The organism is Flocculibacter collagenilyticus (assembly GCF_016469335.1).
In the GTDB taxonomy this organism is placed as follows: Bacteria; Pseudomonadota; Gammaproteobacteria; order Enterobacterales; family Alteromonadaceae; genus Flocculibacter; species Flocculibacter collagenilyticus.
In genome coordinates this window covers 2,717,272-2,734,986 of record NZ_CP059888.1, presented here as the reverse complement: position 1 = coordinate 2,734,986, position 17,715 = coordinate 2,717,272, and the positions used below count along the sequence as shown (strand labels likewise).

Genomic DNA, 17,715 nt, shown 5'->3' with positions numbered 1-17,715 from the left:
GATGAAAAGAGAGTAAGAGTCCGCTATGCCAAAACGTACAGACCTACAAAGCATTCTGATTTTAGGTGCCGGGCCGATAGTTATCGGTCAGGCGTGTGAATTTGACTACTCTGGCGTCCAAGCTTGTAAGGCGTTAAGAGAAGAGGGGTACCGAGTTATTCTTGTAAACTCTAACCCTGCCACCATTATGACCGATCCTGAAATGGCCGATGCAACTTATATTGAGCCAATACACTGGGAAGTGGTTGAGAAAATAATCGAAAAAGAAAAGCCTGATGCGGTTTTACCAACAATGGGTGGGCAAACGGCATTGAACTGTGCGCTTGATTTAGAGAAACACGGCGTATTAGAAAAGCATAATGTTGAAATGATTGGCGCGACTGCCGATGCGATTGATAAAGCGGAAGATCGTAATCGTTTTGATAAAGCCATGAAAGCGATAGGCTTAGAAACACCTCGTGCTGAAATTGCGCATACGCTAGATGAAGCGCATGATGTACTTTCACGTATCGGCTTTCCATGTATCATTCGCCCATCTTTTACTATGGGTGGTTCTGGTGGTGGTATTGCCTACAACCGTGAAGAATTTGATGAGATTTGTATTCGTGGCCTTGATTTATCTCCCACCAAAGAGTTACTCATTGACGAGTCTTTGATTGGCTGGAAAGAGTATGAAATGGAAGTGGTGCGCGATAAAAACGACAATTGTATTATTGTGTGCGCGATTGAAAACTTTGACCCTATGGGCGTTCACACAGGTGACTCTATTACTGTTGCGCCGGCTCAAACGTTAACCGACAAAGAATATCAGCTAATGCGTAATGCCTCGATGGCTGTGTTGCGCGAAATTGGTGTAGAAACGGGTGGTTCGAATGTTCAGTTTGGGGTAAACCCTGATGACGGTCGCATGGTCATTATTGAGATGAATCCAAGGGTGTCACGCTCATCTGCTCTTGCATCAAAAGCAACAGGCTTCCCAATTGCAAAAATTGCGGCGAAGCTTGCTGTTGGTTATACCCTTGATGAATTAGATAATGACATTACGGGTGGTGCTACACCTGCGTCGTTTGAGCCTACGTTAGATTACGTTGTTACTAAGCTTCCTCGATTTAACTTTGAAAAATTCTCAGGTTGTAATGACCGACTCACCACGCAAATGAAGTCTGTGGGTGAGGTGATGGCAATCGGCCGTAATCAACAAGAGTCGCTTCAAAAAGCGCTGCGTGGGCTTGAAGTTGGCGTATCAGGTTTTGAACCGATTGTTGATAAAGATGATCCAAACGCGCACGACAAAATTATCCATGAATTAAAAGAACCTGGTGCTGAACGTATTTGGTATCTTGCTGACGCATTCCGTCATGGTTTAGATTTAGAAGCAATTTTTAAGCTGACTAAAGTGGACCCGTGGTTCTTGGCACAAATTGAAGACATCATTCAGCTTGAATCAGAAATAGAAAAACGCGGCTTGTCTGGGCTTGATGAAACATTTTTACGTAGCTTAAAGCGTAAAGGTTTCGCCGATAAACGCATTGCTGATTTATTAGGTGTTGCAGAAAAAGAAGTGCGTAAGAAGCGCCACACTCTATCTATTTATCCAGTGTATAAGCGTGTAGATACATGTGCCGCAGAGTTTAGCTCAGATACTGCATATATGTATTCCAGCTATGATGAAGAGTGCGAAGCTAATCCATCTGATAAAGATAAAATAATGGTAATCGGTGGCGGTCCTAACCGTATTGGACAGGGTATTGAGTTTGACTACTGCTGTGTTCATGCAGCCCTTGCTATGCGTGAAGATGGTTACGAAACAATAATGTTAAACTGTAATCCCGAAACGGTATCTACAGATTACGATACGTCTGATCGCTTATACTTTGAACCAATTACGCTAGAAGACGTACTAGAAATAGTTCGCGTTGAAAAGCCAAAAGGTGTCATTGTGCAATATGGTGGTCAAACACCACTTAAATTAGCACGAGAGTTGGAAGCGAATGGAGTGCCAATTATTGGAACTTCACCTGACGCAATTGACCGCGCTGAAGATCGTGAACGTTTTCAGCACATGGTGCAGCGTCTTGATTTATTGCAACCTGAAAACGCGACAGTTACTTCGCTTGAAGAAGCTCTCGTTAAGTCTAAAGAAATTGGTTATCCAATGGTTGTTCGTCCTTCCTATGTACTTGGTGGACGCGCAATGGAAATTGTATACGACGAAGATGACTTAAAACGTTACATGACCGAAGCGGTGTCAGTTTCTAATGAAGCGCCAGTATTGTTAGATCGCTTCTTAGATGACGCGATTGAAATTGATGTGGATGCGGTTTGTGACGGTGAAAACGTGATCATTGGCGGTATTATGGAACACATTGAGCAAGCGGGTGTTCACTCAGGTGACTCGGCATGTTCATTACCACCACATAGCTTAAGCCAAGAAATTCAAGACAAAATGCGTGCACAAGTGAAGGCAATGGCCTTAGAGCTTGGTGTAGTTGGTTTAATGAATACCCAGTTTGCGGTAAAAGATGGCGAGATTTACCTTATTGAGGTTAATCCTCGTGCTGCCAGAACTATTCCATTTGTATCTAAAGCTACAGGTGTTGCATTAGCGAAAGTTGCAGCACGATGCATGGTTGGCAAGTCATTAGCTGAGCAAGGTGTTACTGAAGAAACGATTCCGCCTTATTATTCAGTAAAAGAAGTTGTGCTACCGTTTAATAAGTTTTTAGGCGTTGACCCGCTTCGTGGCCCTGAAATGCGCTCTACTGGTGAAGTTATGGGGGTTGGTAAAACCTTTATTGAAGCATTTGCCAAAGCGCAACTTGGTGCAAATATCGAAATACCTCGTAGTGGTAGGGCATTGCTGTCAGTAAGAGACAGTGATAAGGTGCGCGTTGTTGAACTTGCTAAACAACTTCGTGAAAACGGCTTTGAAATTGATGCTACTCGCGGTACATTTGACGTATTGAGCGAAGCAGGTATAGAAGTACGCAAAGTTAATAAAGTATTTGAGGGACGCCCTCATATACTCGATCGCATTAAAAATGGTGAATATAGCTATATTGTAAATACCACAGAGGGTCGTCAAGCGATTGAAGACTCTAAAGTATTACGTCGTGGTGCGTTACAATATAAGACTAATTACACTACAACCATTAACGCCGGCTTTGCTACATGTAAAGCACACCAAGCTGATGACAGAGGCTCGGTTGTATCGGTACAAGAATTACATAAACAGGTAGGTTAATGAGCAATCAAATTCCTATGACTTCTCACGGAGCAGATATGCTTCGTGAAGAGCTAATAGAATTGAAAACAGTTAAACGTCCTCAAATTGTTGAAGCAATTGCTGAAGCAAGAGAACACGGCGATTTAAAAGAAAATGCAGAATACCACGCGGCTCGCGAGCAGCAGGGGTTTTGTGAAGGGCGTATTCAAGAAATTGAAGCAAAATTATCAAACGCTCAAATTATAGATGTAACTAAAATGCCTAAAACAGGTAGAGTAATTTTTGGTGCAACAGTTGAGATTGTTAATATTGAAACTGATGAAGAAGTTACATACCGCATTGTAGGAGATGATGAAGCTGATATTAAAAGTAACTTGATATCGGTTAATTCACCAATTGCAAGAGGCTTAATAGGTAAGCAAGAAGGTGAAGAAGTATTAATTAATACTCCTAGCGGCGCTGTAGAGTTTGAAATCTTAAGCGTTGATTACGTTTAGTAACGTTGCCTAACCTTTTTAATAAAAAAACCTGCTAACGCAGGTTTTTTTATACTTGTAAATTCATCGCGGTTTAAATAAGCAAGGCTAACATAAATAATGTATTTACGAATTTATGCCAATGGCGTGATAACAAAAATAAATACCGATTAGCAACATCATCCCGGCCATAATAACTTCAAATTGGCGCTGATTAATTTTGTTCATAAATTGCTTTCCAAAATAAACCCCAACAAGCGCTCCTAATCCGATTGCGATACCAAGCCCACCAATACTTAAAGTAAACGCGCCGAAAATAATATAACCAATAACCTTTGTAAGCTGCATTACCAAAGAGTTGATTGACTTTGTCGCAACAATTGCCTCTTTCGATAACTGCTTTGCTGCAAGAAATGGGTTATAAACAGGCCCAGCACCACCTACGATTGCTGAAATAAAAGATACCAAACATGAAAGTGGTAAAAATGCCCAGTCGGGAATGGATAAAACGTGAGTTTTAAATTTAAACCAATATTGCAGTGCAGTGATAATGAGGAAAATGCCAATTAGCAGTTTTATATTTTCATTAGCTAGTTGAACAAAAATATAACTTCCAAGAATGGCTCCGAAAAGCGAACCAGCCACCATCCAGGCGCCAATGCGCCAATTGACATCGTTAATAAATAAAAAAGCGCGATACGGATTTGCAATAAATGAGCCTAAAGCAATGGCAGGAATAACCTGAGCAGGGGCAATAAATAATGGCAGGATGGGCAATAAAAGCATTACCGCGCCACCGGCTGCAACTGTGCCTAAGGACCAAGCAGCAATGGCGAGTAAAAAGAGTGAAAAATAAATCAAACTGTTATCCTGTTAAGGACGTAGTAGAATTATTTTCTAGGCAAAGAAACTTTATTTTCTTCTGACTGACGAAACAGTACTAAAATATGCCCAATTGTTTGTACTTTAATTGCATTGCTTTCGCGCACAATAGCATCAATAATTTGACTTTTTAGCTCTCTGTCGTCCGTTGGAATTTTAATTTTAATAAGCTCATGGTGATCTAATGCTTGATCAATCTCAGCCATTACGCCTTCAGTTAATCCGTTTGCACCTAGCAGTACAACTGGCTTTAACGTATGTGCAACGCTTTTTAAGTGTTGCTTTTGTTTGTTTGATAATTTGTCTAATTGGCTCATTGTTACAATTTTCTCGTAGACGGGTCTTGAATTGCGCGTATTCTAACGCCATTTAGACATCATTACTAACTTAAGTTTGGTTTTAAATGACAAAAAAGAAGCACACACCCAGCAGTAAACGCTGGTTGACAGAACATTTTGATGACCATTATGTACAAGAAGCAAAAAAACGAGGGCTTCGTTCTCGTGCTGTATTCAAATTGGAAGAGTTACAGCAAAAAGATAAACTTCTGAAACAAGGCATGACGGTTGTTGATCTAGGCGCTGCACCAGGTGGGTGGTCACAGTTAGCGACAGAGCTAGTAGGTATGGAAGGGCATGTTATTGCCTGTGATATTTTATCAATGGACCCGATCGCGGGCGTTGATTTTCTACAAGGTGACTTTCGCGAAGAAGCGGTATTAGATGCATTACTTGCGCGCATTGGCGGCAAAAATGTAGATGTGGTTTTATCTGATATGGCACCAAATATGAGCGGCACGGGTGGGGTTGATCAACCTCGAGCCATGTATTTAGTTGAGCTTGCACTTGATATGTGTAGTCACGTTTTGAAGAAAAATGGCAGTTTTGCTGTTAAAGTATTTCAGGGTGAAGGCTTTGATGAGTATATGAAACAAGTTAAAGAAGTGTTTAAAGTTGTTAAAACAAGAAAACCTGATTCTTCGCGTGCACGTTCAAGAGAAGTTTATATAGTAGCTACTGGATACAAGTTGTAGTAAATTACGTATTTGTTGAACATGTAATAAATTTAAAAGAACCCCCAATTTAGGAAAGAGGTTATTACCTTGAGTGATATGGCAAAAAATTTAATACTCTGGTTAGTGATAGCAGTTGTTTTGATGTCGGTGTTCCAGAGTTTTAGTCCAAGCGACTCCTCTGACAGGCAAGCGAGCTATACGAAGTTTCTGCAAGAGGTGAATCAAGGCCTCATTCGTGAAGTTAAAATTTCACGAGATGGAAAGATCACAGGAATAAAGCGCAGCGGCGAACGATTTGATACTTTTATTCCAACCCAATATGATCCTGACTTACTGAATGATTTATATAAACAGGGGGTTGAGACAACGGGCGAACCACCTGAAGAGCCAAGTATTTTAGCGTCTATCTTTATTTCATGGTTCCCAATGTTACTGCTTATTGGTGTATGGATTTTCTTCATGCGTCAAATGCAAGGCGGTGGCGGAAAAGGCGCGATGTCTTTCGGTAAGAGTAAAGCGCGCTTAATGAGTGAAGACCAAATTAAAACTACTTTTGTTGATGTGGCAGGGTGTGACGAAGCAAAAGAAGAAGTGCAAGAGCTTGTTGATTATCTTAAAGAACCTTCTAAATTCCAAAAGCTGGGCGGTAAAATTCCTAAAGGTGTACTAATGGTAGGCCCACCAGGAACAGGTAAAACGTTATTAGCGAAAGCGATTGCAGGTGAAGCAAAAGTACCTTTCTTTACAATTTCTGGTTCAGATTTTGTGGAAATGTTTGTCGGTGTAGGTGCTTCACGTGTTCGTGATATGTTCGAACAAGCGAAAAAAGCTGCACCATGTATTATTTTCATTGATGAAATAGATGCGGTAGGTCGTCAACGTGGTGCAGGTTTAGGTGGTGGTCACGATGAACGTGAGCAGACATTAAACCAAATGCTAGTTGAAATGGATGGTTTTGAAGGTAATGAGGGTATTATTGTTATTGCTGCAACTAACCGTCCTGATGTGTTAGACCCTGCGTTATTACGTCCAGGTCGTTTTGACCGTCAAGTAACCGTTGGCTTACCTGATGTACGTGGCCGTGAACAGATTTTAAAAGTGCATATGCGTAAAGTGCCATTAGGCGACGATGTTAAGGCGTCGGTAATTGCACGTGGTACACCAGGATTTTCAGGTGCTGATTTAGCCAACCTTGTTAATGAAGCTGCATTATTTGCTGCACGCTCAAACCGCCGTGTTGTTTCGATGGAAGAGTTTGATAAAGCAAAAGATAAAATTATGATGGGCGCTGAACGTAAGTCGATGGTGATGAACGAATCAGAAAAAGAAATGACTGCCTATCATGAAGCTGGACATGCCATTGTTGGCCGTATGGTTCCTGATCATGATCCTGTATACAAAGTATCAATTATTCCTCGTGGTCGCGCACTGGGTGTTACCATGTATTTACCAGAGCAAGATCGCGTCAGTCATTCAAAACAGCATTTAGAAAGTATGTTATCTAGCCTATATGGTGGTCGTATCGCTGAAGCTGTTATTTACGGTGCTGATAAAGTAACCACTGGTGCTTCTAATGATATTGAACGTGCAACTGAAATAGCGCGTAAAATGGTAACTCAGTGGGGTCTTTCAGACTCGATGGGACCAATGCTATATGCAGATGAAGAAGGCGAAGTGTTTTTAGGCCGTACAGCATCTAAGTCTAAATCAATGTCTGATGATACGGCAAAACAAATTGATGCAGAAATTAGAATGATAATCGATCGTAATTATCAGCGTGCAGAAACTATCTTGAATGAAAATATGGATATTCTTCATTCAATGAAAGATGCGTTAATGAAATATGAAACGATTGATGCGAAACAAATCGATCAATTAATGGAAAGAAAGCCTGTTTCTTCGCCGGAAGGATGGGATGATAATGACAAAGGTGCAGGTACGCCTTCAGCGCAGTCTGAAGATGAGTCTGAGCCAGGTGATTTGGATACCAATGGTAAGTCAGTTCACTAAATCTTAAATAACATTACTCTTTTAAAAGCCTCAGTGCAGTCATGCCCTGAGGCTTTCTTATATTTTATGAAGCAAATACATTTCAAAAACAAACAATTGAATTTATCCTCTCCAGTTGTGATGGGGATTTTAAATGTCACTCCAGATTCATTCTCTGATGGTGGCCAACACAATACAGTTGAGCTAGCAGTGAAACATGCAAAACGAATGCTAGAAGAAGGTGCTGAAGTTATTGATATTGGTGGTGAGTCAACTCGCCCAGGAGCACCAGCTGTTTCTCTTGAGGATGAATTAAAGCGAGTTATCCCTGTTATCGAAATACTTAAAAGAGAGTGTGACTGTATTATATCGATTGATACCAGCAAACCAGAAGTAATGAAAGCGGCGATCGATGCAGGTGCCGATATGATTAACGACGTATGCGGATTGCAGCTTGACGGTGCTAAGGAGATGGCTGCTGAATTGGCTGTGCCTGTTTGCATCATGCATATGCAAGGTACGCCCAGAACAATGCAAAAAGCGCCGCAGTATGAAGATGTCACAAGGGATATTATTCGTTTTTTTAAAGAGCGTATCTCCGCATGTTTAAAGGCAGGGATTAAACGAGAGATGTTATTATTAGATCCAGGGTTTGGTTTTGGTAAGTCCGTCTCTCATAACTATCAGTTATTAGCTACGCTGGCTAAATTTCATGAATTAGAACTACCGTTACTCATCGGACTATCAAGAAAGTCTATGATTGGGGCTGTAATTGCTCCTCAAAGTGATAGAATTAGCGGTAGTATCGCTGGTGCGGTGATTGCCGCCATGCATGGTGCACATATATTAAGAGTGCACGATGTTAAGCAAACGAAAGAAGCATTAGCTGTGGTGACTGCCACACTAAATGGAGTTAAAAGTGACTAAAAGAAAATATTTTGGCACCGATGGTGTTAGGGGCAAAGTAGGGCATTATCCGATCACGCCTGAATTTGCTTTAAAGTTAGGCTGGGCAGCTGGAAGAGTGCTGTCTGAAGCAGGAACTAAAAAAGTAATTATAGGTAAAGATACGCGTATTTCAGGCTATATGCTAGAAACCGCATTAGAGTCAGGCCTCATCGCAGCCGGTATCGATGTTCGACTATTAGGACCCATGCCAACACCCGCAGTTGCATATTTAACACGTACCTTCCGTGCTGAAGCTGGTATCGTTATTAGTGCTTCACATAATCCATTTTACGATAATGGCATTAAGTTTTTTTCTGCACATGGATTAAAGCTAGCAGATGACATTGAGCAGGCAATAGAAGCTGAAATCGACAAACCAATGACTTGTGTTGAGTCAGACAAGCTAGGCCGTGCTGTTCGCATTGAAGATGCCAGAGGTCGCTATATTGAGTATTGTAAAAGCCATTTTCCTAGCCACCTATCATTAAGTGGTTTAAAAATTGTGGTAGATTGCGCAAATGGCGCAACTTACCATATCGCACCAAATGTTTTTAGCGAATTAGGTGCCGAAGTTATTGATATCGCGGCTGAGCCAAACGGCACTAACATTAATGACGGTTGTGGTGCAACGCACACCGACTTTTTATGTAAAGCGGTAAAAGACACAGGCGCAGATTTAGGCATTGCTCTTGATGGCGATGGCGACCGACTCATGATGGTTGACCATAACGGTGAAGTGGTTGATGGTGATGAAGTCGTATTTATCATTGCAAGAGATGCGCTTAAAGCAGGTAAGCTTAAAGGTGGTGTTGTTGGCACTGTGATGAGTAACCTAGGGTTAGAAGTGGCGTTAAATAGCTTAGGCATTCCATTTTTAAGAAGTAAAGTTGGCGACCGATATGTAATGGAAATGCTACTTGATAATGGTTGGGTGATTGGCGGTGAAAGCTCGGGGCATGTACTCAATTTAGACTACAACACAACAGGTGATGGCATTATTTCAGCAATCCAAGTGCTATCGGCAATTCAAACCTCGGGAATGAGTTTAGCTGAATTACGCAAAGGCATGGTTAAATTTCCACAAACATTAATTAATGTTAAATACGCTCAAGATACCGATCCTCTAAATAGCGCATCGGTTAAAAGTGTTGTGAAAGAAGTTGAAACTGCTTTAGCTGATAAAGGCCGCGTATTACTTAGAAAATCAGGCACAGAGCCACTAATCAGAGTAATGGTAGAAGGGCAAGAAACTGATTTAGTTAAAGACAGCGCAGAGAAAATTGCACAGGCAGTTGAAAGCGTTTGTTAAAAAATCTTTCTTTAGACTTGTATAATTGGGCGATGTTAGATAATATCTCGCCCGCTTTTTAATGGAGTAATTTGATGGTCGATCGACGTTTTTTAGTTGCAGCTAACTGGAAATTAAACGGTAGCACGCAATTAGTTAATGAAATGACAGAAACTTTTAAAGAAAAAAGTTTTTCTAACGTTGATGTGGTATTTTTCCCATCCTATCCATATATAACATTATTTAATGAAAGCAATGTTAAGGTTGGCGCTCAAAATATATCGCTACATCAAAGTGGTGCATATACAGGTGAAGTGTCTGCTAACATGCTTGCTGATATAGCTTGCCAATATGTTATTTTAGGTCACTCTGAAAGACGAACAATATTTGGTGAAACTAACACTGAAATTAGTAATAAGTTTGCGTTGGCTCAACAGTGCAGCTTAATACCCATTTTATGTGTTGGTGAAACAGCAGAAGAAAATGAACGCGGAGAAACTGAAAAAGTCATTCGCGAGCAATTAAGTGCTGTTATTAATGAATGTGGTGTAGATGCATTTGCACAAGCTGTAATTGCATATGAACCTGTTTGGGCAATTGGTACTGGTAAAACAGCTACGCCTGAACAAGCACAAGCTGTACATGCATTTATTCGTGAATTTTTGGCTGAGTTATCGCCAGAAATCGCACAAGGTTTACAGATTTTATACGGTGGAAGCGTTAATGCTTCTAATAGTGAATCACTATTTAGTCAGCCAGATATTGATGGCGGATTAATTGGTGGTGCAAGTTTAAAGCCAGATGAATTTTATTTAATTTGTCAATCGGCGCAAGGAATAGAGTAGTTATGTACGAAATTTTATCCGTTTTATACTTGGTTGTTTCTATAGGGTTAGTTGGCTTAATTCTTATACAGCAAGGTAAAGGTGCCGACATGGGCGCGTCGTTTGGTGCAGGTGCATCAAACACATTATTTGGCGCGAGTGGTGCTGGCAACTTTTTAACGAAAACAACAACAGTTTTAGCAACATTATTTTTCTTGTTAAGCATGATTTTAGGTAGCTTAACATCTGGTCAAGTTAAGCAAACTGACGAGTGGGAAAATATTGATGCGCCAGCTGTAGAAACAATTAGTACTGAAGCTGCTGATGCCGATGTGCCAGCAGAAGATAGTGCGTCTGACGTACCAAATTAATCGAAAATTATAGTTTTATTGCGGATGTGGTGGAATTGGTAGACACGCCATCTTGAGGGGGTGGTGAGCTATGCTCGTGGGGGTTCAAGTCCCCCCATCCGCACCAAACTATTTTTCGAATATATTTAAAAGCTCCTATTTGGAGCTTTTTTCGTTTTTGGCCGTACCAAAGCGCTTGTTTCTTAGTTAGCTTTGTAAGTAAGCAAAACATACGATTGCAATTAATTGGTAATGTGTTTATAATTCACCCCACTGACGCGGGATGGAGCAGCCTGGTAGCTCGTCGGGCTCATAACCCGAAGGTCGTCGGTTCAAATCCGGCTCCCGCAACCAGATTTTTGGTATAGTTTAGATTAATAGTTATTGATTTAAACTATGCTTTACAATTCAGGGTTCAGATGTAACGCCCCGCTTTATACGGGGCGTTTTCGTATCTCTTTTCTGAACTTTTTACATCTGGGCCGTTATGGCCTTTTTTTATTTTTAGTGGAGGGCACTTTGGCGAAACTTGAACAGCAATTACACGAATTATTTGCTCCGAGTATTGAGGCATTAGGATTTGAGTTGTTGGGGATAGAATTCGTTAGAGCTGGAAAAAATTCAACTCTACGTATTTATATTGAAAGTGAAAATGGTATTACCGTTGATGATTGTGCAGCTGTCAGTCATCAAGTTAGCGGAATTATGGATGTAGAAGATCCTATTTCTACGGAATACTTTCTTGAAGTCTCTTCGCCAGGAGCCGATAGACCACTCTTTAATTTAGACCATTACAAAAAAGCCATTGATGAAACTATCACACTAAGATTGGTAGTTCCGCAAGATGGGCGTAGAAAATTTAAAGGGAAATTGTGTAGCGTGGAAAACGACGCAATAACAATGGAAGTTGATGGCAAAGAATATAACTTGATGATTAGCAATATTGATAAAGCTAACATCGTTCCAAATTTTTAAGTTTAATGGCAAGGAAATAGGAAACTCGAGGCACACGATATGGCAAAAGAAGTTTTATTAGTCGCTGAAGCAGTATCGAATGAAAAAGCTGTTCCTAGGGAAAAGATTTTTGAAGCACTAGAAATTGCATTGGCTACTGCAACAAAGAAAAAGCACGAAGGTGATATTGACGTTCGTGTTTCAATTGATCGTAAAACAGGTGATTACGAAACATTCCGTCGCTGGGAAGTTGTAGAAGATCGTGAAGAAGGACTAGAAAATCCTTATCGCGAAATAACGATAGAAGCGGCAAGAGTGGAAGAACCTGAAATTGAACTTGGTCAATTTGTAGAAGATGAAATCGAGTCAGTAAAGTTTGACCGAATTACTACACAAATGGCAAAGCAAGTTATCGTACAGAAAGTACGTGAAGCTGAGCGCGCTATGGTAGTGGATGCATACCAAGATCAGGTTGGTGAATTGATTACTGGTGTAGTTAAGAAAGCAAATCGTGATAGCACTATTCTTGATTTAGGTAATAACGCTGAAGCAATTATCTTCCGAGATGAAATGCTACCGCGTGAAAGCTATCGTCCAGGCGACCGTGTAAGAGGTTTATTGTACGCGGTTAAACCTGAAGCGAGAGGTTCACAATTATTTGTTAGCCGTACTCGTCCGGAAATGCTAATCGAATTATTCAGAATTGAAGTGCCTGAAATTGGCGAAGAAATGCTAGACATCATGTCAGCAGCTCGTGAACCAGGCTCACGAGCTAAAATCGCAGTTAAAAGTAACGATAAACGTATTGACCCTGTAGGCGCGTGTGTTGGTATGCGCGGTGCACGTGTTCAAGCCGTTTCTGGTGAATTAAGTGGCGAACGCATTGATATTGTACTTTATGACGATAACCCTGCGCAGTATGTAATTAACGCAATGGCTCCTGCTGAAGTAGCGTCCATTATTGTTGATGAAGATACCAATACAATGGACATTGCTATTGAAGAAGATCAACTAGCACAAGCCATTGGTCATAAAGGCCAAAATGTACGTTTAGCTAGCCAACTTACTGGTTGGGATCTAAACGTAATGACTGTAGATGAAATGAACAGTAAGCACGCTGAAGAAGCGGGTAAACTGGTTAAACTATTTACAGATAATTTAGATATTGATGAAGACTTCGCAGCAGTACTTGTAGAAGAAGGTTTCTCATCATTAGAAGAAGTTGCTTACGTACCAATGTCAGAGCTTTTAGAAGTAGACGGTATGGAAGAAGAGATTGTTGAAGAGTTACGTGAACGTGCTAAAGCAGCACTAACCACGCTTGCACTTGCAAATGAAGAATCTCTAGAGGGTGCACAACCATCAGAAGACTTACTTGCATTAGAAGGTTTAGACAGACATTTAGCTTTCGTACTGGCAAGTCGTGGTGTTGCAACGCTTGAAGACCTTGCAGAGCAAGGCGTAGACGATATCAGTGATATTGAAGAATTAACAGACGAAAAAGCCGGCGAACTAATCATGGCAGCGCGTAACATTTGCTGGTTCGGCGACGAAGATAACGAATAGGCAATCGGAGGTATTAATTAATATGGCAGAAGTAAGTGTAGAAAAACTCGCCGAAGACGTAGGCACGACGGTTGACCGACTCGTTACGCAATTTGAACAAGCTGGCATTGTTAAAAAGCCTGGTGATCAAGTTAATGAAGACGAAAAGTCTAAGCTATTAACTCACCTAAACAAAGCACACGGTGGTGAAGGTACTGAACCAAAGAAAATGACACTTCAGCGTAAAACTAAAAGTACGCTAAGTGTTGGTGGTGCTGGTAAGGGTAAAGCTGTTCAGGTTGAAGTTCGCAAAAAGCGTACTTACGTGAAAAAAAGCGTATTAGATGAAAAGCAACTTGAAGAACAAGCTGCTCAAGAAGCGCAGCGTTTAGCAGAAGAACAAGCAAAGCGTGAAGCTGAAGAAAAAGCTAAGCGCGAAGCTGAAGCAAAACGTAAAGCTGAAGAAAAAGCAAAACGTGACGCAGAAGAGAAAGCGAAGCGTGAGGCAGCAGCTAAAGATAAGCAAGAAACTCAGCCTGCTGAAGAAGTTCAAGAAGCTGACAATCTTACAGAAGAAGAAAAAGCACTAGCCGAAAAAATTCGTTTAGAGCAAGTGGAAGCGACTCGTAAAAAGACTGAAGAAGAAGCGCAACGTGCTATTGAAGAAGCTCGCCGTTTAGCAGAAGAAAATGCTAAGCGTTGGGAAGAAGAAGAAGCTAAGCGTAAATATGCTGAAGAGCACGAGAAAGAAGAAGATATTCACTTAACGACTTCTACTTACGCACGCCAAGCGGAAGATGAGCAAGATGTTCAAGAAGAAAAGCGCGCTCGTCGTAAAAAGAAAAAGAAAGGCCAAGAAGCTGAAGCAGTTAAGCCTAAAGGCAGAAAAGGTAAAATTAAAACACCTAGCAGCCTTCAGCATAGCTTCCAAAAGCCAGCTTCTCCGGTTGAGCGTGTTGTTAAGCTAAGCGAAACTATTACTGTTGCAGAGTTAGCGTCACGTATGGCAGTTAAAGCTGCTGAAGTTATCAAGACCATGATGAAAATGGGCGAAATGGTAACGATTAACCAAGTATTAGACCGTGACACAGCTGCATTAGTTTGTGAAGAGATGGGTCATAACGTTGAATTAGTGAACGAAAATGCACTAGAAGACGGCGTAATGTCAGATCGTAGCTCAACTGGTGAAGCAGTAACACGTGCTCCAGTAGTTACAGTAATGGGTCACGTTGACCACGGTAAAACATCATTACTTGATTATATCCGTGAAGCAAAAGTTGCATCTGGTGAAGCAGGTGGTATCACACAGCACATTGGTGCATATCACGTTGATACTGACAAGGGAATGATCACTTTCCTTGATACTCCAGGTCACGCCGCGTTTACATCAATGCGTGCTCGTGGTGCTAAAGCAACAGATATTGTTATCTTAGTAGTCGCAGCTGATGATGGTGTTATGCCACAAACGAAAGAAGCTGTACAACATGCTAAGGCAGCAGGTGTTCCACTGGTTGTTGCTGTAAACAAAATTGATAAAGAAGAAGCGGATCCTGATCGTGTTAAAAATGAGCTTGCTCAACATGATGTTATCCCTGAAGATTGGGGCGGTGATACGCAATTCTGTCATGTTTCAGCTAAATCTGGTGAAGGTATTGATAACTTACTAGATTCTGTGTTGCTTCAGTCTGAATTACTTGAGTTAACTGCAGTTCAAGATGCGATGGCTTCAGGTGTTGTGATTGAATCTCGTCTTGATAAAGGCCGTGGTCCAGTTGCTTCAGTACTTGTACAAGAAGGTACGTTACGCCAAGGCGATATCATCCTTTGTGGTCTTGAATACGGCCGTGTTCGTGCGATGCGAGACGAAAACGGTAAAGAGATTAAAGAAGCTGGTCCATCAATTCCTGTTGAGATTCTTGGTTTATCAGGTGTACCACAAGCGGGTGATGAAGCTACTGTTGTTAAAGACGAGAAAAAAGCACGTGAAGTTGCATTGTTTAGACAAGGTAAATTCCGTGATATTAAACTGGCTCGCCAACAGAAGTCTAAGCTAGAGAACATGTTTGCAAACATGACTGAAGGTGATGTTTCAGAAGTTAATGTTGTACTTAAATCTGATGTACAAGGTTCACTTGAAGCAATCTCTGATGCACTTGTGAAACTTTCAACAGACGAAGTTAAAGTTAAAATTGTTGGTAGCGGTGTAGGTGGAATTACTGAAACTGATGCAACATTAGCAGCTGCGTCTAACGCAATTGTTGTTGGCTTTAACGTACGTGCGGATGCTTCTGCTCGTAAAGTAATAGAATCAGAGTCTATCGATTTACGTTACTACAGCATCATTTACGACCTAATTGAAGAAGTTAAGCAAGCGATGACTGGTATGCTAGCGCCAGAATTTAAACAAGAAATCATGGGCTTAGCAGAAGTTCGTGACGTGTTTAAATCACCAAAACTAGGTGCAATTGCTGGTTGTATGGTTGTTGAAGGTTCAGTGAAACGTTCTAACCCAATTCGTGTACTACGTGACAATATTGTTATATACGAAGGTGAACTTGAATCATTACGTCGCTTTAAAGACGATGTGAGCGAAGTTCGTAACGGTATGGAATGTGGTATCGGTGTTAAGAACTACAACGATGTTAAAGTTGGCGATATGATCGAAGTATTTGAGATTATCGAAGTAAAACGTACTTTATAATTGTTACTTAAGCACTAACATATTAAAGGGGGCTAGTTTTTTGACTTGCCCCCTTAGTTATTTCTGGGTCTTTTGACCTGTATTACTTTAAAGAAAGTGAGACAGGTCAACAGATCCTTACCAGAAATCATGACGTTATCTGGTTTGAGAATAAAGATTAAATTGGAGTATTAAATGGCAAAAGAATTTTCACGTGTTGACCGTGTATCGCAACAAATTCAAAAAGAAGTTGCGCAAATATTACAACGAGAAATCAAAGATCCCCGCTTAGGAATGACAACAGTTTCTAGCGTTGATGTATCTCGTGATCTGTCGTATGCAAAAGTGTATGTGACTTTGTATGAGCAAGATCCTGAAAAAGTAAAAATATCAGTAGATATTTTAAATAAAGCAGCTGGTTTTGTGCGCTCTTTAATTGGTAAGCGCATTAAGTCTCGTATCGTACCTGATATTCGTTTTGTGTTTGACACGTCGTTAGTTGAAGGTATGCGCATTTCGAATCTAGTTGAGACAGTGGTTCAAGAAGATCAGCGCAAAAAAGAAGATAGTGGTGAGTCAGAGGCTGAATAATGGCTAGGCGTCGTAAAGGCCGTGCGATAAACGGTATTATTTTAATAGATAAACCTCAGGGAATTTCTTCAAACAATGCACTGCAAAAAGTGCGTTGGATTTTTGGCGCTCAAAAAGCGGGGCATACTGGTGCGTTGGACCCTTTAGCCACAGGTATGTTGCCTATTTGCTTAGGTGAAGCGACAAAATTTTCTCAGTTTTTACTCGATACAGATAAAGCTTACGATGTGGTTGCTAAATTTGGTGAGCGAACCACGACAAGCGACTCGGAAGGTGAGGTAGTAGAAACGCGCGATGTAACAATAACGAAAGATGACGTGCTAAGCAAAATGGAATCATTTAGAGGACCTATTAAACAGGTGCCTTCCATGTTTTCAGCGCTAAAATATCAAGGACAGCCGTTATATAAGTACGCTCGTGAAGGAATTGAAGTACCGCGTGAAGCGCGAGATATTAATATCTATGACTTTCGTTTGAACGAGTTCAATGGAGATACGGCAAGCTTTAGTGTGCATTGCAGTAAAGGAACTTACATTCGTAGCTTAATTGATGATCTTGGTGAAGCACTGGGCTGTGGTGCGCATGTTACAGTGTTACGTCGCACTAAAGTTGGGCATTATCCATACGAAAAAATGATGACCATTGAAGCACTAGAAGCATTACGTAACAAAGCAACCGATGAAGAGGTTGACTTAGGAACATACCTAGATGAGTTATTGCTTCCGATGGATGGCGCTGCATTTATGCTTGATCAAGTTGTTGTGCCAAACGAGGTGCTGACGCCATTTAGAAATGGTAATCCTGTCACTGCAACATTAACTGCAAGTACAGAATTGGTTCGTGTAAATGATGAAAGTGGTTTATTTTTGGGGGTCGCAGAATTAAAACATATGACGCTGTCACCAAAACGTCTAGTTAATTATGCAGCTGAGTAATAGGTTACTTGC

At 40.9% G+C, this 17,715-nt stretch carries 15 protein-coding genes and 2 tRNA genes; 15 read left to right on the top strand and 2 right to left on the bottom strand.

All coding sequences use genetic code 11. The annotated features are described in order from the left end of the window. Positions 1-25: 25 nt before the first annotated feature. On the top strand, positions 26-3,244 hold the full coding sequence (carB, locus tag HUU81_RS12120; protein WP_199609197.1) for a carbamoyl-phosphate synthase large subunit: 3,219 nt from the start codon (positions 26-28) through the stop codon (positions 3,242-3,244). Continuing rightward, entirely contained in the window at positions 3,244-3,723 is a 480-nt protein-coding gene (gene greA, locus HUU81_RS12115) for a transcription elongation factor GreA (RefSeq protein ID WP_199609196.1), read from the top strand. Before carB ends, greA begins: the two co-directional genes overlap by 1 nt. Positions 3,724-3,828: 105 nt before the next feature. Here the strand turns inward: greA and HUU81_RS12110 are convergent, their stop codons facing one another. Both HUU81_RS12110 and yhbY read right to left on the bottom strand, forming a co-directional pair. Then, positions 3,829-4,563, bottom strand: coding sequence for a sulfite exporter TauE/SafE family protein (locus HUU81_RS12110; RefSeq protein WP_199609195.1), 735 nt, complete (start codon positions 4,561-4,563; stop codon positions 3,829-3,831). A gap of 29 nt (positions 4,564-4,592) precedes the next feature. Then, complete coding sequence (gene yhbY / locus HUU81_RS12105; RefSeq protein WP_199609194.1) at positions 4,593-4,901, bottom strand: ribosome assembly RNA-binding protein YhbY; 309 nt, start codon at positions 4,899-4,901, stop codon at positions 4,593-4,595. Between the two features lie 86 nt (positions 4,902-4,987). On the opposite strand from yhbY, the gene rlmE reads away from it, so the two are divergent. The 13 genes from rlmE to truB all read left to right on the top strand — a co-directional run bounded on the left by rlmE (position 4,988) and on the right by truB (position 17,703). Next, on the top strand, positions 4,988-5,617 hold the full coding sequence (gene rlmE, locus HUU81_RS12100) for a 23S rRNA (uridine(2552)-2'-O)-methyltransferase RlmE (RefSeq protein WP_199609193.1): 630 nt from the start codon (positions 4,988-4,990) through the stop codon (positions 5,615-5,617). Between the two features lie 69 nt (positions 5,618-5,686). Continuing rightward, positions 5,687-7,609 carry an ATP-dependent zinc metalloprotease FtsH gene (ftsH, locus tag HUU81_RS12095; RefSeq protein WP_199609192.1) on the top strand — a complete coding sequence of 641 codons (1,923 nt, stop codon included), beginning with the start codon at positions 5,687-5,689 and terminating at the stop codon, positions 7,607-7,609. 66 nt (positions 7,610-7,675) lie between these two features. Continuing rightward, complete coding sequence (gene folP, locus HUU81_RS12090; protein ID WP_199609191.1) at positions 7,676-8,515, top strand: dihydropteroate synthase; 840 nt, start codon at positions 7,676-7,678, stop codon at positions 8,513-8,515. Continuing rightward, positions 8,508-9,845 carry a phosphoglucosamine mutase gene (glmM, locus tag HUU81_RS12085; protein ID WP_199609190.1) on the top strand — a complete coding sequence of 446 codons (1,338 nt, stop codon included), beginning with the start codon at positions 8,508-8,510 and terminating at the stop codon, positions 9,843-9,845. Before folP ends, glmM begins: the two co-directional genes overlap by 8 nt. 74 nt (positions 9,846-9,919) lie before the next feature. Beyond that, the gene (gene tpiA / locus HUU81_RS12080; RefSeq protein WP_199609189.1) at positions 9,920-10,669 is read left to right on the top strand and encodes a triose-phosphate isomerase; all 750 of its coding nucleotides are present in this window, start codon (positions 9,920-9,922) and stop codon (positions 10,667-10,669) included. A 2-nt stretch (positions 10,670-10,671) separates the two neighbouring features. Beyond that, positions 10,672-11,019 carry a preprotein translocase subunit SecG gene (gene secG, locus HUU81_RS12075; protein ID WP_199609188.1) on the top strand — a complete coding sequence of 116 codons (348 nt, stop codon included), beginning with the start codon at positions 10,672-10,674 and terminating at the stop codon, positions 11,017-11,019. Between the two features lie 20 nt (positions 11,020-11,039). Next, positions 11,040-11,125 (top strand) — tRNA-Leu (locus tag HUU81_RS12070). 150 nt (positions 11,126-11,275) lie between these two features. Then, positions 11,276-11,352: transfer RNA gene (locus tag HUU81_RS12065), tRNA-Met, on the top strand. A gap of 165 nt (positions 11,353-11,517) precedes the next feature. Then, positions 11,518-11,973, top strand: coding sequence for a ribosome maturation factor RimP (rimP, locus tag HUU81_RS12060; RefSeq protein WP_199609187.1), 456 nt, complete (start codon positions 11,518-11,520; stop codon positions 11,971-11,973). A 39-nt stretch (positions 11,974-12,012) separates the two neighbouring features. Next, entirely contained in the window at positions 12,013-13,518 is a 1,506-nt protein-coding gene (gene nusA / locus HUU81_RS12055) for a transcription termination factor NusA (RefSeq protein ID WP_199609186.1), read from the top strand. A gap of 22 nt (positions 13,519-13,540) precedes the next feature. Further along, positions 13,541-16,198 carry a translation initiation factor IF-2 gene (gene infB / locus HUU81_RS12050; protein WP_199609185.1) on the top strand — a complete coding sequence of 886 codons (2,658 nt, stop codon included), beginning with the start codon at positions 13,541-13,543 and terminating at the stop codon, positions 16,196-16,198. 174 nt (positions 16,199-16,372) lie between these two features. Continuing rightward, complete coding sequence (rbfA, locus tag HUU81_RS12045; RefSeq protein ID WP_199609184.1) at positions 16,373-16,768, top strand: 30S ribosome-binding factor RbfA; 396 nt, start codon at positions 16,373-16,375, stop codon at positions 16,766-16,768. Further along, positions 16,768-17,703, top strand: a complete 936-nt coding sequence (truB, locus tag HUU81_RS12040) for a tRNA pseudouridine(55) synthase TruB (RefSeq protein WP_199609183.1) — start codon at positions 16,768-16,770, stop codon at positions 17,701-17,703. The genes rbfA and truB overlap by 1 nt, the downstream gene beginning before the upstream one ends. Positions 17,704-17,715 lie beyond the last annotated feature (12 nt).

Coding starts and splice junctions, on each gene's coding strand:
- carB (WP_199609197.1), top strand. CDS start 26: ATGCCAAAACGTACAGACCTACAAAGCATTCTGATTTTAGGTGCCGGG.
- greA (WP_199609196.1), top strand. CDS start 3,244: ATGAGCAATCAAATTCCTATGACTTCTCACGGAGCAGATATGCTTCGT.
- yhbY (WP_199609194.1), bottom strand. CDS start 4,901: ATGAGCCAATTAGACAAATTATCAAACAAACAAAAGCAACACTTAAAA.
- rlmE (WP_199609193.1), top strand. CDS start 4,988: ATGACAAAAAAGAAGCACACACCCAGCAGTAAACGCTGGTTGACAGAA.
- folP (WP_199609191.1), top strand. CDS start 7,676: ATGAAGCAAATACATTTCAAAAACAAACAATTGAATTTATCCTCTCCA.
- tpiA (WP_199609189.1), top strand. CDS start 9,920: ATGGTCGATCGACGTTTTTTAGTTGCAGCTAACTGGAAATTAAACGGT.
- secG (WP_199609188.1), top strand. CDS start 10,672: ATGTACGAAATTTTATCCGTTTTATACTTGGTTGTTTCTATAGGGTTA.
- nusA (WP_199609186.1), top strand. CDS start 12,013: ATGGCAAAAGAAGTTTTATTAGTCGCTGAAGCAGTATCGAATGAAAAA.
- infB (WP_199609185.1), top strand. CDS start 13,541: ATGGCAGAAGTAAGTGTAGAAAAACTCGCCGAAGACGTAGGCACGACG.
- rbfA (WP_199609184.1), top strand. CDS start 16,373: ATGGCAAAAGAATTTTCACGTGTTGACCGTGTATCGCAACAAATTCAA.
- truB (WP_199609183.1), top strand. CDS start 16,768: ATGGCTAGGCGTCGTAAAGGCCGTGCGATAAACGGTATTATTTTAATA.